Source organism: Ruminococcus albus AD2013 (genome assembly GCF_000526775.1).
GTDB classification, from domain to species: Bacteria; Bacillota; Clostridia; order Oscillospirales; family Ruminococcaceae; genus Hominimerdicola; species Hominimerdicola alba_A.
The window spans coordinates 1,607,418-1,624,396 of sequence record NZ_JAGS01000001.1 but is presented as its reverse complement, the minus strand read 5'-3'; the positions used below and the strand labels follow the sequence as shown (position 1 = coordinate 1,624,396).

The following is a 16,979-nucleotide window of genomic DNA, read 5'->3' as shown; positions in this document are numbered from 1 at the left end:
GAACCTTTAGCTAACATAATATATTGGACATAATTTCATACTTCAGGAGATCGATGCGTATGAAAAACAGAAACAGAAATAAAATCAAAATAGGAAAGCGTGTGGTAAGTGCCTTTATGGCTCTTGTCATGCTTCTTTATGCTTTCCCGATTACAGATATAGGCAATAAGATGGGTGTGAACAATCCGTTCGTTCTTAATGTTCAGGCAGCTGATAATGATACACCACCGGAGAACTATGAGTTTTTACATGATGAGAACGGGGAAATTTCACTTACAATTGAGGAATTCTATAAGTATTCTCAGAGCTATAGTAGATACCCTGGTTATCATCAATATGATAAGATCACAATTAAAACGTCAAGTGGCGGAACCGCTTACTATGAAAGGGGCTTTAAAGGGCTAGGAACAAGCACAAAGCCCTTCGCCGGTTCTATTGAGATAGAGGCAAATAAAGATATCATTCTTAATCTTGATGCACCTCTGTTTAGCTATGTTACTGATACTGCTGTTTTAAACAATGAGGATACTTTAAAGATAGCTCGATTCTATGGCTTTAAAATTCCGAGTGGTGAAACAATCAATGATACAACACCGCTCGTAGCGGAAAATGTTGTCCTTGATTCAGAGAATCCAAGTAAACCTAAGGCAACTTGGAATATTTCTGTTGTAAAGCCATCTGCAACTGACGATGAGTTGCTTGACGGTACTCTTGGTGCGTTTGGTGGAATGATAGGAAAAATGGCTGCCAATACCCAGCTTACACTGAACGTTACTATGGATCAGCAGACTGGTGATACTGATTCCATAGAAATGAAATCAAAATCCAATCTTGGATTAGCTTGTGGTCTGATTAAGCAGAATGCTATTCTGAATTTCTCTATCGGAGCATCCGAAGGCGGCACAATTAGAAATATCAGCAAAATTGGAACATCTTCTGGCAATGTTGGCGGTCTTGTTGGCGAAATGGAATCCGGGTCGACATTCAACTATATTGGAACTAACATCCAGGAGGATAATACTGTCATTGAGACTGCTAAGAGTGGATATGCAGGGGGACTTGTTGGTAAAATAGACAGTGCCACTATCACTTTTTCTGACGCTACATATAATATAAAGCAACATATATCTGGAACTATAGGCGTTGGAGGAATATATGGTTATTATAAACCTGGTTCAAATGAAAACACTATTGATTTAGGAAAATATAGTATCGATGGACAAGTAAATTGTTCTGCTAAAGCTAATATTGGCGGTCTGTTCGGAGAATTTGTTTGTAATCATAGTTATACCATTGATACAGACACGACTGTTAAATCCAAACATGCAAGCGGTGAAGCTGCTTCTTATGGTGGTCTTATTGGAAAGTACACGAATACATCCCTTTCGAACACATTGACGATTGGCGGTGTTACCACAGAAACTAAAAATGAGTCCGGTAAGGGAGTAGTATATGGTGGTGCGATAGGTATTGCTGATGATACAACTGCAAACTATATCAAGTTCGATGGTTTTAAAGTTGATAAAGCATATAATGCAAACGCATTGACCTTTGGTGGGCTTGTTGGCTTTGCCAAGAAATCTTTTGTCGACGCCAATGATGTAACTATAAAAGTGAATGGGACTTTTTATGGCGGCGGTCTAATTGGCGATCTTGGAAACGGTTCTTTAAAAATGACCGGTACTACAGATCTCTCAAATGCAAAATCAGTTGCACCTACCAGTGATGCATATAAATATGGCCAGATAGTAGGAAACAGAGATAACGCAATTGTTTTTTCTGAAACGGGATGGGTATTAAAGCGTAGCGAAGCAGTAGAGGCTGATGACATTGGTGCCTGGGGCGAAGTTATTAGATTTGATTCAAAAGATACTGATCAAGAAACCGATGAAGATATAACCTATGATCTTACATATGAGCAATTTGACAGCTATACAGTTTTGACAATTAATGAGACTACCCACACTATTTCAATCGCCGATTCACCTGATACCATAAGTACTACTGCAGATTTTGCTGCAACTGCACTGAGTTTACAGATAAGTAGCGGCAGTATAGTTACTTCTGGAGCTGGTGTTGATAACATTACTCTGGAGGACGATATATCTTTATCAGGAACAGGATTAACTGGCTTTACTAGAGATAATAATGCGGGTTCGAGTCTGGATTTATATGATACACACTGTGTTTTTGATGGATCGTTTAGTGCTTCGGGGTATACTGTTACCTTGGCAATAGGTGAGCCGTATGGTTATAGAGGAGAAAGTAATCTGAAAGATGCTGAGACCAGAACTAGCGGTGATGGAAGAATCTATAATCACAGATTCAATGGTTTGTTTGGCATTTTAAAGGGTACGGATGATACTTCTTTTGGTTCTGTTGATGATGACGCAATAACTATTGACGGAACATGCAGTGTTTCACCGAAGGCAAACAGTATTTATGTTGGTGCAGTTGCGGCTGTTGCTAAAGAAAAAGTCAATGTTTATAAGACTGATGTAAGTACAACATTTGATTTTGGCGGAAGTGAAAATGTATATCTCGGAGGACTTATTGGCGAGATTAACGACCCGACTGCAATTGAAGATGAGGGAACGTCTGAAGTAGAGATTACTGACTGCATTTTCTCAGGTTCAATATCCGGTGAAAATAACAGTGATGGGACTTGTTTAGGCGGCATTGCCGGAAAAATCTACCACACAGAAAATGAAGAACAGTATTGGGCTATCAGAGAGATTTCTGTTTCAGGAACTGTTGAAAACAAAGCTACAAAAACCGAACAGATGGTTGGCGGACTGATAGCCGTGATTGCAGGATACTCTGCAACTAGTAACTATAATAGTAGAACATTAGAACTCAGTAATGTAACAACCACAAATCTGGAGATAAAAGGTGGAGCAGCTACCTCTATGGGTGGACTGCTTGGTTATCGTTGGCAAAATACAGACGTTGTGCTCGGTGTGGTTGATGAAGATACCAATGTTACTATTGGTAGTGGCTCCAAAGTAACCGCTTCCGGTACAGTTAAGGATATGGCAGGTCTGGTCTATAATGCTACAGGCAAGTGGACAGTAAATGACCTTGACATAACTGCTATTAATATAGCTGCAAATAGTCCCAGATCATTTGGTATGATTGTCAATAAGGGTTGGTATTGCGATAGTGGAAAGAATTATAAAAGTGATGGTAGTTCTTCGGCAATATATCTTATGCTTACTTCAACTGAATGCTACGAGATTTCATCTGCAACGATCAGTTCTCTTTCGTCTGCCGCTGTTTTTGATGAATTGGTAGCTTATAGTGCTTATTACAGAGATGAAGGCAATACTAGGAATGCAACCGATGACGATGGAGATGAGTATATTCTCAAAAACGGTAACGGCATAGTGTCGATACATATTGCTGCAGAACCTGAAGAAGAGGGTGATGTACCTACTCTCGGTCTTGTTATGGAAGAAGGAAGTGAAAGTAATAGTTACAAGGCACAAACCTCTCTCGGTGCAAAACCAAATCCATGGACAAGATATTATTATGACCTTGATGTAATTACCAATACAGAATATGGTTATTCTGGGCAAAATGCTGGAAAACTTATGCTTTGGGGACTGAACAAATATGCGCATCAAAGCATTAAATCGAATTTTGTAGATCCTTTTACTAACAATAGCATTAGTGTAAATAATGTGGATTATGACATGACAGGTTATAGCTGGTATCCTGTTGATGTTGATTTTTCTGTTTCTGTAAAAGGAAATTTCAAATTTGTAAACAAAGAATTTGAACTAAGCGAAGCCGAAAATGCTGGAACATACAATTCGCAGAAGTCTTCTATTTCAACAACGTACGATAACGTAGACTACAAAACACAGCATTATCTTATGCATTGCGGTTTGTTTCGAAATGTTTACAGCGGAAAGACAGTAACGATAAATGGTAATACAAAATTACGAGGAAATGTTGCAAAAGTCGATAAGTATTGTGGCATGCTTATTTGCGGTACTGTTGATGGGAGCTCGGATACCAATAAGGCTAATATCACCATTAATAATCTCGAATTACAAGGTGCGTATATTCATAATATCGAAAACTTGACTGGTGATTCCGTGACTTATGCGCCACTGCTTATCAATAGGATTACAAAATATACAAATCTGACGGTGAAAAATGTTAAGACAAGTACAAGTTCTCCATATAGATATATAGATAGTATTCCATATATCCAAATGGATAGTGGCGGTTTTCCAAAAGCAGGAAGCAGCCTTATTGGTGAAGTGGGTTCGTCAACTGCAAAGGGTTTAAACCTTGTCTTTGAAACGATACAACTTGACGGCAGAACGGCAGCTCTTGCAACAGGTGATAGTAAGCTTAATGAAAAATATAGAACAAACCGTACAATCTTTACCAAAGCAACATTGCTTGATAAGTTTGAATTTGAATCCGGTTCTAAAGGCAAGTATACTTATACATGGACACATGACTGGGGTTCAAGTTCTCAGAAGAAAGTCACCTATGGTAAAGAAGTAGGCTATATAACCGAGGGTGAGTTTCCAAATCAAGAGCGTCAATATTTTGAAGGTTCAACTGCAGATGCGGAAGAATACACCAACCCGGGTGTTGATAATGATGCTGATGGAGCAACTGTTTCTACCATACTGAAAAACAGTTTTCTTCCGTACGTAGCTACGCCGTATGATGCTGATGGTACAACCCATCAGCTTGAAGTAAACCACAGAACATCGAATGCTGAAGGTTGCGGCACATATAATGACCCATATATAATAAAGAAGGCTTCTGAACTTCAAAATATTGCGCTTATCATTAATGGTGGGGCAACAACCGGAACTAAAATTACTCTACCAAATTCAACTGAAAGAACAGCTTTTTGGTGTGATGATAAATCAGGAAAAAGTCATCACATGGTTTTTGAGTGTAATGGTTCAAATTTCGTTAATGGTGATATTTCATTAACAACGCAAGAGGTCAGAACGTATTTGGCAAGTGCTTACTATAAGCTTGGTGATAATATAACTCTTGATAGTTTTGATGGTATAAGTAATTTTACTGCAATAGATAGCACAAACAACTTTGCAGTGTTCAGAGGCGTTATTGACGGGGGCGAATTAACGATAATAAACAAAAGCGCATCACCGTTAATTGTTAACAGTTATGGTTGCGTGATTAAGAATCTTACGGTAAGTGTTGAAAAAGAGTCACAGCCTATTTCTTTGACTCAGGCAAATGCAACTGACACTTTTCCGACTTGTAAAAGCTATGGAGGACTTATAGCAAATGTTCTTGGCGGGGACAATATAATTGATGGGACATCTGTCAATTATAGCAACATGAAAAAAGGATTTACAATAGGAAACAGCACTTATGGCCATCTTATCCCAATTGGCGGTTATGTTGGTGTTGTAGTTAATGGAGCGGTTGTCTTTAAGAACATGACCAATAGCACTCAGGGTCTAACTACGATATCGAGCAGTTATTTACCGCAACTTACTAATCAAAAATACCTTTATGTCAACCCGATCATAGGCAGGGTTATAAATGGTTATGCAGTGACCGAAAGCTCGAGTTATAAAACATCGGAAAATGACGTAACTATGCATAACGGCAGGAAGAATTATTCTATTGCTGATATAACAAAGAGCAACGACATTGCTATGCTTTCCACCGGAGCATATACTTCGATTGGTACATCATCATATAGCACTGACGTTAGTATCCCTAACGCACAGGCTTTGTTCGTTATGTCTTTATTGACACAGAGTAGTACCACGGTTGGCGATCCGAGCACTTTGGCTCTTGGTTCTAGTGACAGTTATGGAGGAACATATCATAGGATGCGTTGTGCAGATTATAGTGCCGTAGGTACAAACGCTGCAAATGACAATAAGCCTGCAGATTATACAGTTGCTGTTGCGGACCACACTTCAACCAGTGTTCCGTTCCTAGTAAAGAACTATACTAATGTTATTAGCGGAACGACAAACTATGGCGTTCTTGCTTTGACCAATAATAACACGGTCTGCAATTTCAATCTTGGAGGAACAGAAACTGAATGGACTCTTCCTGATGGTTTCAGAGGCATCGGGTGTATTGGATTTAAGAGATCAAATCTCACCAACAGAACTATCAGCCTGCATAAGTTTAATGGTAAAAATAATTATGGTGAAGGCGATGAAGTTACCATTAAATTGAACATGTCACTTCAGCATTATGAGAGAGACCAAAAGAATTCAGTTGACTATGAGAATTACTATCCTGTCAACAATGGTCAGGGCGGTTTTGGTTTGTTCAATACCCTTCATCATAACAGAGCTGATCAGGGAACAATAGAAGATGAATATAAGATTAGTAATCTGAATATCACAGGTAAAATTGATTACTTTGTTTTTAAACATAGCGATAATAATGGCGTGATGACATATAATAAGACATACATTCCATATGCTTCATATTTGAATTGTGGTGGCATTTCTGGCTATGCGGGCTTTGGCGGTGATGATAGTATTACTGTAGAAGCTATAGGTGTTTCAGGGCTTACTGTAAATGGTTTTGAAACGGCTGGCGGTTTCTTTGGCAATCTTCAGCTCTCTGCTAATAGTGCGACATCGCATCAGGTGTCCATATCAGATATTGATGCGCAAGAGGCCTTTACAGTTCATAGCAAACGCTATGCTGGAGGAATAATCGGATACTTTAAACAAGGGAATCTGAGCATCAGTGATGTAAAAATATTATTGCCAACGGTGCTTAATGAATACGTCGGAAGTAGTATAACTGATTTTGATAATGGTGTTGGTGGATTAATAGGCTATTGTCAAAATGTTAACGGAAACAGTCCTATAGTATTAACCGATATCCAGCTTGGTCAATTAAGCAGTAATGTTACATCACGAATAGGATATATTGATGGATACCCTTGCACATCTGCTACCACGGCAACTGTTGTTGCTGGTGGTATAATCGGAAGAAATAATACGTATAAAGGAAGTAATGATTACTCCTTAAAAATAGAAAATTGTAACGTTTATAATATCAGTATTTATGGTCACAGAGTCGGTGGACTGATCGGAAGTGATGCCGCAGATAATAATACAAATACTCAGTCGAAAATACTTATTTATAACTCTAATGTTAAAAGTAATAATGAATCTGAATTATATGGTTTATTTCCATCTAATTCTAATTCCAATAATTTAAAGCACAGAGCGTGTGGAGGTATTTTTGGCGGTGCACGAGCTGCAAATGGAGTTATCATAGATACATGCAGCGTAGAGGGTTATACTTTACAAGGATACCAAGACACTGCAGGAATATGTGCTAATGTTGATGGTGGTGGTTTTGGTGTTCGTAATTTTATGATTAAGGACGTTGTTTTAAAGTCTGATTATTCTGCTGCATTATTTGGATGGCTACCTAAGCCATTAACTGGATATAATATTCTTTGTGATAATGTTCAATTTCAGGATAGAAACGGCGGAACAAGCTACAATTCTGCTCAGCATGGATACTTGGTTTCCAAAAACAATGGTAATAGTATTAAGATAGCAGGACTATCTATACAGAATGCCACTCCAAAATCATTGGCATATTTTATTCCGCCAAGATTATCAGGAACAAACGATTATAATGCTAATGCTGGATATGTTATATTTGCAGACTATAAAGGCACCGCATCTAGCGGTAATAAGGTTTTCTCTAATATAAATAGCTCTGCGAACGTTAAGGATTATAAAAACCAAGATGTTACAGATAACAATCCTTATGTAACTTCAAGTCCAAAGTTGTTTATTGGTGATAATCAGTTTTTAACTGGAGATGCAGTTAGTTCGACAACATACGATGGATCCGCATTTGAGCAGATTATTCTTGACAAGCAAGATACTCAAAAAAGCCAGAATGGTGCGCAATCATACCAGACAGCTCCTGCTGTAAATACGAATCAGCTTAAGGATGTAACCGATCATCTAAAAACAACTAGGGAGGAGTTTGGATCCGCATTTCCTTACAATTTCCCACTTCTTGAGGTTGAGGATTCGGATAGAACTAAGGTGACTAACTATATCAACTACTATCTGAGAAACCTGACGAACACCAATTATGATTTTTCTTTGGCTTCGAATAATAGTGCAATAAAGGATATATTCAAAGTAACACTTCACTCATGCGTTTATGACAAGACAACACGAACGTTTACAGTAGATCCTGCTGAAAATTCTGGATCCTTAAAACACTATGCAGGGGCTTTTCAGATGGAACCGGGGAGTATTGATAATGCTGACCCCTCCACTCCACAGTTTACACTGATGGATGTTCAATTCTTTGACCCGGATGATAAAACAAAGATTGCTTATCATCTTTATGTGCCTATATACGTTAAAAAGGAGATTAACTATAAGTTTAATGCTCAAATAGCTTCCGGAACCAATTACTATGAAGATGCCTATACAGGTATTAGCAGTAAGACTCTTTTTGAGAATCTCGGTAATCCTGTTACTGCTAGAATTGAATACACTTATGACAGAACTGCTACTGATTGGGCAGATGCTATAAACGGTGGTGAAAATGTTCTCTATGGTTCAAACTATTTTAAAGAGCTTAAGATGTCAATGAACAGTAACGGCTGGGCTCCTGATTCCAGACTCGTTCTTGTGGATGCAAATAATAATGATAAACATTATTATCTGGATTCTTCGATTGTAACGGCGGATTCAAATGGCATTTATCACATTCCTTTTGACAGCTTTACTGCAAACGGTGCATCAGGTGGAGCAGCATATAAGCCGGTTGCGATGAGTTCGTTACTTGAATACACTGTCTCGGCGACGAATAATGGACCACTTGTTGTTACGACAGATGCAACTAAGGCTACAGTTAAATCTCCTGATGGTAACACAATGTATATGCCGCGCCCGGAAGGGAATTCCGCTCAAGGTTATACTGTGGATGTAACCGAGGTCAACCCGGAAGTATACTATCTGAGCTTCTTCACAAACAAAAACTCCGGTAATGATAAGGTCTATCATTATGAGATTAATTCTGTGGAGAGATTTGAGCAGCATAGTACAGATAATGATAACTGGAAGCCGAATAAGATTATCAGAAGTTATAATAATCCTGTTCACCTAATAATTGGTAATCTCTATACGAATAATAATCTTGAGTTGTCTGTTACTCCTCGTGTGGCAAGTACTTATGAAATGACCAAGAGTAATAATGTGCTGACCATCACTATGACATCTCATATCAGTCTGACACAGGCGGCAAAGGATGAAAAGATTCCGCAGAATCTAGCTCAAAACGTGAATTCTACCATCTACCAGACATTCCTGATGAATTATGACATGATGGAAAAGGACGCACTGACATCCAAGATAGGAGTTGATACATCAGCGATTCAATCTGTTACTATTACAGATTACAAAATTTACTATGGATTGACGGTTCCAACCGAAGCAGCGGATATTGAAGCAAATCCTGGTGAGGACGTACGGTCAAATGCATCTGATCCTGAGGATCTTATGAATAGCAACTATATTGAGTTGAGAAACAATAAAAATCTGAATGAGTACTTAAGAAACTCTACTGCAGGGCATGATAATGCAGCTACTATTCATGTTACCTTTGCCATTGAATATTCTGAAAAGAATCTTTCTAAGCAGTTTCCTGAAAGAAAAGATGAGAGTGACTCAACCATCGGCTCATTGGTACGTGGGTTCTCTAATATCTCTTCAGTGGCCGAAAGCGGAGCATACAGTGCGATTTCTTTACCGGCGAGTGATACTCACAGATACTATACCAAAAATATTTCATCAGCTAAGCTGACATATACTGCTAATAAAACACCAAGCAGTCCTAACGGTCAGTATAGTTCGCTTGGTATTAATCCGTTTGATGAACAAACCGCTAAAGTTGTAACAAACAAAGGCCATATTGATTCAACGGCGATATATAGCTATGTGGATATTGTGGATCCCGGAGAGTACATTGAGTTTAATCTGACACTTACATGTAAGAATGATGGTGGTTACGATAAAGTACCACTTGTTATAAGTGATTATCTGAATAACTTAACCATAAAAGCGAATAATACTACTTTGTTTACGCAAGGCAGCTCGTCAGATACCGCACTGTTAAAAGCATATACGAGTGTTGACGGAACGATGATTACTTTAAGGGCGCATAAGAGTAAATTGAAAGAAATAGCTGATAAGATTTACACTATTGATATTTCCTATGACATATTGACCGGTGAGGTTAATGGCTTTGGAAAAACAAAGGCTTATTCGAATTATAAAGTATCGCTGACAGCAGATCTTTATGATGCCATCGGTACCACGGTTACTCCGGATAATCCAACGCATGCATGGGATCACATCATTTATACGAACTCAAAGCTTCAGTATAATATGATATCGGAATAGGGATGCGAGTAAGAGAATATCATACAAACACAATAATGAACCCCATAAGACGTTATTAATCTAATAGCGTCTTAGGAATCATTCCCAATCATCTCAAAACAAGCAAACGCCCCCACCCACCTTTGAACACACCCAATGTGGTTAGAAGGAAACGGGCTGGGGGTGATAAGAGCATAAGTTTTGGTGATAAAACCATGCGATTATTGATTGTAACCACAGGTTTGGGGATTGTCAGTAAAGTGATCAAAAAGATAACACCTTGGATTAAGATATTAATCTGAGGTGTTATTTCTTGAAATGAGCGCTTTAGAAATGTAAAGTGATGAAGCAAACGGCGGAAGTGTGGCTGTATAGCAGGAGTGTGGCTGGGAGCTGTGAGAGACTGCGGTAGCGTGAATGAATACTATTGTTGCCTGTTTTCCTATCAGGCTCTTGATGCCCACGGTGTGGAGGGCAGTAGTGTTGATGCCCACAGTGTGGGTGGTAGTAGATCGGGAACTGGTTTCTCCGTAGTAATCGTAAAGGTTTGATGTGCTATAATTGTATAAAAAAACATCAACAGGATAGGTGCTGGTGTTTCTAGCTTCGCCAGTATAAGCAGATACATATTTGGCTTGATAGTTATTATCTCCATTTGGTATAAGGTAGTTTGAAGAAAACATCTGTCCTTGATCTGCAGTTGCACGACTACCTTTTTCATACAATGCTGAATACCAGGGATTTCACAAGCTCCCATCTGATAGACGGCGTGAATTACGAGGGTGCAGGTGCAAGGTGAATCTGCTCCTTAGTCACTGTTTGTGCATAAAACATCTTGCTTTATATGCAGAAAAGAAATTGTATATACATATAAATTGATGTAAAAATGTGCAGATAACCGATGAATAGGATTATTTGGCATGGTTCTGCACATGATATTTATATGTAGTCTGCTTTCTCTGATGATATGAGATGTAAAAAAATATGTCCATTCTGCAAAAATTTCACGAGAGAACTTGGCTTTCACTTTTTACATGGCTATAATTAAATAGCAGAAGTGAAAAATGCGTTCCATCCTGCAAAAAAATCAGAGGTGATAAGATGCTGCCAAGAAACCAGTATTTAAAAAAATTGATTGACCTTAAGGATAATGGTCGTGTTAAGATTATAACAGGTCTTCGCAGAAGCGGAAAGTCTGTACTGTTACTTGAAATATACAGGGACTATCTGATCGGTGAAGGCATTCAGCCGGAACAGATTATCAGTGTTGCACTTGATGATTTGAGTAATGCCAGGTATAGAAATCCAATGGAACTCGATGATTTCTTCCGAAAAAAGATTACTGATGGTACAAAAAAATACTATCTGTTTATTGATGAAATACAGATGGTATCGGAAATCCAGAATCCGTACGTGGATGATCCTGATGCTAAGATCGGGTTTGTAGATGTTGTGATCGGACTGATGAAAATCCGTAATGCTGATGTTTATATTACCGGAAGTAATTCCAAAATGCTTTCATCGGATATCCTTACTCAGTTCAGGGATAGAGGAGATGAAATAAGAGTATTTCCATTATCATTTGCAGAGTTTTATGATGCTTATGAAGGTGACAAGCGTGAGGCATGGCAGGACTATTATACCTACGGCGGAATGCCGGTTGTTCTTTCTCTGGATACTCATGAAAAAAAGAGTAAATATCTGCGTGATTTATTTGAGAGAACTTATTTGAAGGATATTATTGAGAGAAACAAGATTCTGAACAATGAAGAAGTTCTTGCTACCCTGCTGGATGTGATTGCATCGGGGGTTGGTGCCCTTACAAACCCAAGCAAGCTGTCAAATATTTTTAAAAGTGAAAGAGGTGTAACTGTTGCACCGGATACTGTCGACAGGTATCTCGGATTCTTTATAGATTCGTATTTGATTCAAAAAGCTGTAAGATATGATGTGAAAGGAAGAAAATATATCAAAACCCCTTCAAAGTATTATTACACAGATCCGGGGCTGAGAAATGCCAGACTTGGGTTTCGTCAGATAGAGGAAACACATCTGATGGAGAACGTCCTTTATAATGATCTTATTAGAAGAGGATATGATGTGGATGTCGGAGTAGTTGAAATTGCTACTATGGAGGATGGAAAGAAAGTAAGAAAACAGTTGGAAGTTGATTTTGTGGTCAACAGGGGAAATGACAGATATTATATTCAGTCTGCGCTTACCATTGCAGATCCAGAAAAGAAAAAAAGGAAATAGCGTCATTGTTGAGAATACCGGATTCTTTCAAGAAGATTGTTGTTGTCAGGGATTATCTAAAACCTTATAAAGACGAGAACGGAATTCAGTATGTAGGCATTGAACATTTTTTAAGAGATGAAAGCATTTTGACCGGCTGAAAATGAAAATGCTGTTAGATTTGATACCTCACTGGTAAATCAGTGGGGTGTTTTTTTGCCCTTTTTCAGCTTCACGGTGATTATATTTCTTTGTCGGATAACTACAAATACAAGGGCTTTATCCTTTCAATATTTCTAACGGGAACAGGGGGAATGTTATCCGTTTATTCGTTGACTTACGGGGCTAAAAGAGTGATGTATAGACTACCCTATTCAGCAACACAGCCAACGGAGCGAAAGCAAGTGCAGTGCTGTACTCGATCATTTCAACCGCACAGGCAAATGGTCTTGATGCGGAAAAATATCTGACCGAGCTGTTTTCACAGCCGATGTGATGAGGTCTTATTATTATAGCATATCATTTCCTATTGTTAGCATTATACCACTTTTCAAAAAAATAAGTCAATTCTTTGAGTACAAAAATATGTACTTAATTTTTTGACTCAAAAAAAGCCGCAAGCTATTGCTTACGGCTCTCTTTATCATATCATAAATTAATCACTAACAGCGTTCTTAGCGATAACATCAGCTACCAGATTTGCGGGGAGGGGCTCGTATCTCACTTTCTCAAATGTGAATGAACCTCTGCCCTGGGTCATCTGTCTCAGTGTCAGCGTGAAGTCCTGCATCTCTGCCATGGGAACTTCTGCAACTATCTCGGTAAGTCCGTGCTTGTCGGTGGGGTTCATGCCGAGAACTCTGCCGCGGCGCTTGTTCAGCTCGCCCATCATATCGCCTGTGTTGTCATCGGGAACGATAACGTTCAGCGCACCGATAGGTTCAAGCAGTATAGGCTCAGCCTGTCTCAGACCTTCCTTGTATGCGATGGAAGCAGCCATCTTGAATGCCATTTCCGAAGAGTCAACAGGGTGATACGAACCGTCTACCAGTATAGCTTTAAGTCCCACAACAGGGAAGCCTGCCAGCACGCCCTTCTTTACGCTCTCCTGAAGTCCCTTTTCAACTGCGGGGAAGAAGTTCTTGGGCACAGCACCGCCGAATACCTTCTCCTCGAATATCAGTTCGTCTGATACACAAGGCTCGAACTCTATCCATACATCACCGTACTGACCGTGACCGCCTGACTGTTTCTTGTGTCTGCCCTGTACCTTGACTTTCTTGCGGATAGTCTCGCGGTAGCTTATCTTAGGTGCGGCAACTTCCATATCAACGCCGAAATCGCTCTTCAATCTGCCCTGTACCGAATCCAGATGCAGACCGCCCAGTGTGGAGAGTATCATCTCATTGGTAGAAGTATCCATCTCGTAGCTGAGGGTCAGGTCTTCTTCAAGCAGTCTTGCGATAGCGGCGGATATCTTGCTCTCATCACCCTGCTTTGTAGCCTTTACAGCCATCCTGTAGCAAGGCTTCGGGAATTCGATAGCACTGAACTTTACAACTCTCGATGCATCGCATATGGTGTCGTTTGTGTTGACGTTCATCTTGCTTGCAACAACGATGTCGCCTGCGCCAGCTTCGGTGATATCTATCTGCTTCTTGCCCACAAGGGTCATCAGCTTGCCGACTTTCTCGGTGCTGCCTGTGGTAGCGTTGACTATCTCCATATTAGGCTTGAGTACGCCTGCAAATACTTTGATGAAAGACATCTTGCCAACGAAAGGATCGGCAACGGTCTTGAATACGAATGCAGCCAGAGGATCGGACTCTTTACACTCGACTTCGATCGTATCACCGTTAGCGGTCTCACCGATCATAGCGTCCTTCTCAGAGGGAGGAGGCAGCAGCAGGTCGATCTCTTTCAGAAGCATATCAACACCCGAAAGATCAGTTGAGGATACACAGGTAACAGGTGTGATAACGCCTGCATTCATACCTCTGTGTATGCCGTCGATCAGTTCTTTCTGTGTGAAGGATTCGCCCGAGAAGAACTTGTCCATCAGTTCCTCATCGGTCTCTGCGACCGCTTCCGATACAGCCTCGATCAGACCGTCGATACGGTATTCCATTTTTTCGGAAACTTCTGCAGTAGGCATATCTGTCTCAACAGCCTTGCCGTCAACGTATTTGTATGCTTTCATCTCAATGAGATTGATGTAGCTTACTATCTTTCTGTCGGCGATAACGGGTACAACAACAGGGCAAACTGTAGGACCGAATTCGCTCTTTAACTGTGTCAGCACGTTGTTGAAGTTAGCGTTCTCGTCATCTATCTTTGTTACAACGAACATGGTGGGCTTGCCGAATTTCTTTGCGCACTCGTAAGCCTTGTGAGTGCCGACCTTAACGCCCGACTTAGCCGATACGGTTATCAGCACACAGCCACTTGCGTAGATGCCCTCTACCATGCCGCTCTCATAATCGAACAGACCGGGAGTATCCAGAAGGTTAACTTTCAGATCGCTTGTTTCCATAACGGAAAGGGAAGTGTATACAGAACACTTTCTCTTTATCTCGTCAGCAGTGTAGTCTGATACCGTTGTGCCTTCAAGCACCTTGCCAAGTCTGTCAACTGTTCCGCTCTTATATAACAAAGCCTCTGTCAGTGAGGTCTTACCTGACCCTGCGTGACCTGCAACGGCAATATTCTTGATCTTTGTACTGTCAAACTTTTTCAATGTGATTCGCTCCTATCTGTGACCTTAGTCTTTATATTTTCAGCAGAAGTTTCGTGATGGTAATTATACACAAAAACCTCAACTGCATAACATAATTATATATTATTTTAGTCAAAATAGCAATAGCATTATCGAAAAAAGTTTTCGTGATTATGAACAAAATTTAAAACAGATATTTTACGTTTAAGTCAGAAACGTGTCTTTTTGACATATTTTCAGGAATTTCACTCTCCTGAAAGCAGTTTTTCATAAGTTCGTTCTGACCTGACAGCACCCATCTGCAAGGTCAGTATCATGCCCAAAACCGCCGCTAAACTCACCGCACCTCCGTGCTGTTTGTCAGTTTCGACATATCTCAAGATTTTCGGTCATCTGTCAGCAGTTTTTCACAACTCATATCGATACCTATCGCCCCAAGAGGTGCAGTCAGTATTATACCCAACACAGCCACCGAAAGCACTGCCTTTCCACAGGCAAGCCCTGCCGCCAGCGGCACCGAACCTATCGCCGCCTGTACAGTTGCTTTCGGCAGGTAAGCGATAACGCAGAATAACCTTTCTTTGAAGTTCAGCTTTGTTCCAGCCATGCATATCACTACGCCCAGCGCACGGAATATCAGCGCAATAAATATCATGCACACCGCCGATACCCCCGCCGAAAGCGTGTACCTTATATCAACAGCCGCACCGACCATCACAAAAAGTATCACCTCAGCCGCTATCCATATTTTACCGAACTTCTCCGAAAGCCGATTTGAAACTTCCACATTGCTCTTTTTCTTTATAACACAAGCCATCGCGATAACAGCCAGCAATCCCGAAACAGCCACGTAAGGCTTTACCGAACTCTCCAGAGTCATCAGCAGAAACGCTGCCGAAAGCATTATGATCAGCTTCATGCTGCTGCGTATCTTCTTTCCGTGTCTGAAAGCCACTTCAAACAGACCGTATACCAGAAATCCGGATATACCTCCGATCATCAGCCCCAGCACTATCGATACGGGGATATTGATCAGCCCAGAAAGTTCAGCTTTTCCACCCTGCGCCATAGTCAGAAAAGTTGAGAACAGCACCAGTACGAAGACATCATCGCATGAAGCCCCCGCCAGTATCATCTGCGGAACACCTTTTTCAGTGCCCCGATTTTTTTCGATAAGAGATACCATTCGCGGCACCACCACAGCAGGGGATACCGCACTAAGCACAGCACCCATCAAAGCTGATTCTATCCGCGAAGTCCCCAGAAGCATCGGCGCGAACACCATGTACCCCGACATCTCAAAACAAGCAGGAAGAAAACTCATCATCACCGCCGAACGCCCAACTTTTTTCAGGTCTGAAAGTTCCAGTGCCAGTCCAGCTTTGATAAGGATTATTATCAGCGCCGTCTGACGAAGTTCCGACGATACCGACAGCACCTTGTCATCAAGAAGTCCCAGTGCAAAAGGCCCCACGACTATCCCCGCCGCCAGCATACCTATCACCCGCGGCAGCTTCATCATCTGAAAAAGCGCTCCCGCACCAAGTCCTGCAAGAAATATCACTGCAAAAGAAAATAGCATAACTGCACCTCCGAACAAAATAAAAAAAGCCGAC

At 40.5% G+C, this 16,979-nt stretch carries 6 protein-coding genes; 3 read left to right on the top strand and 3 right to left on the bottom strand.

Annotated features, from left to right (window positions below):
* Positions 1-59: 59 nt before the first annotated feature.
* The 3 genes from N773_RS0107125 to N773_RS19915 all read left to right on the top strand — a co-directional run bounded on the left by N773_RS0107125 (position 60) and on the right by N773_RS19915 (position 12,668).
* Positions 60-10,433 carry a hypothetical protein gene (locus tag N773_RS0107125; protein ID WP_024857141.1) on the top strand — a complete coding sequence of 3,458 codons (10,374 nt, stop codon included), beginning with the start codon at positions 60-62 and terminating at the stop codon, positions 10,431-10,433.
* Positions 10,434-10,807: 374 nt separating this feature from the next.
* Positions 10,808-10,963, top strand: a complete 156-nt coding sequence (locus N773_RS22200; protein ID WP_155250864.1) for a hypothetical protein — start codon at positions 10,808-10,810, stop codon at positions 10,961-10,963.
* 550 nt (positions 10,964-11,513) lie between these two features.
* Complete coding sequence (locus N773_RS19915) at positions 11,514-12,668, top strand: ATP-binding protein (RefSeq protein WP_347495408.1); 1,155 nt, start codon at positions 11,514-11,516, stop codon at positions 12,666-12,668.
* A gap of 634 nt (positions 12,669-13,302) precedes the next feature.
* Here the strand turns inward: N773_RS19915 and N773_RS0107105 are convergent.
* The 3 genes from N773_RS0107105 to N773_RS0107100 all read right to left on the bottom strand — a co-directional run bounded on the left by N773_RS0107105 (position 13,303) and on the right by N773_RS0107100 (position 16,945).
* Positions 13,303-15,384: an elongation factor G gene (locus tag N773_RS0107105; RefSeq protein WP_024857139.1), complete on the bottom strand. Its 2,082-nt coding sequence runs from the start codon at positions 15,382-15,384 to the stop codon at positions 13,303-13,305.
* A 224-nt stretch (positions 15,385-15,608) separates the two neighbouring features.
* Positions 15,609-15,743, bottom strand: a complete 135-nt coding sequence (locus tag N773_RS23255; protein ID WP_278245331.1) for a hypothetical protein — start codon at positions 15,741-15,743, stop codon at positions 15,609-15,611.
* Positions 15,740-16,945, bottom strand: a complete 1,206-nt coding sequence (locus N773_RS0107100) for a cation:proton antiporter (protein WP_024857138.1) — start codon at positions 16,943-16,945, stop codon at positions 15,740-15,742. The genes N773_RS23255 and N773_RS0107100 overlap by 4 nt, the downstream gene beginning before the upstream one ends.
* Between the last annotated feature and the right edge of the window lie 34 nt (positions 16,946-16,979).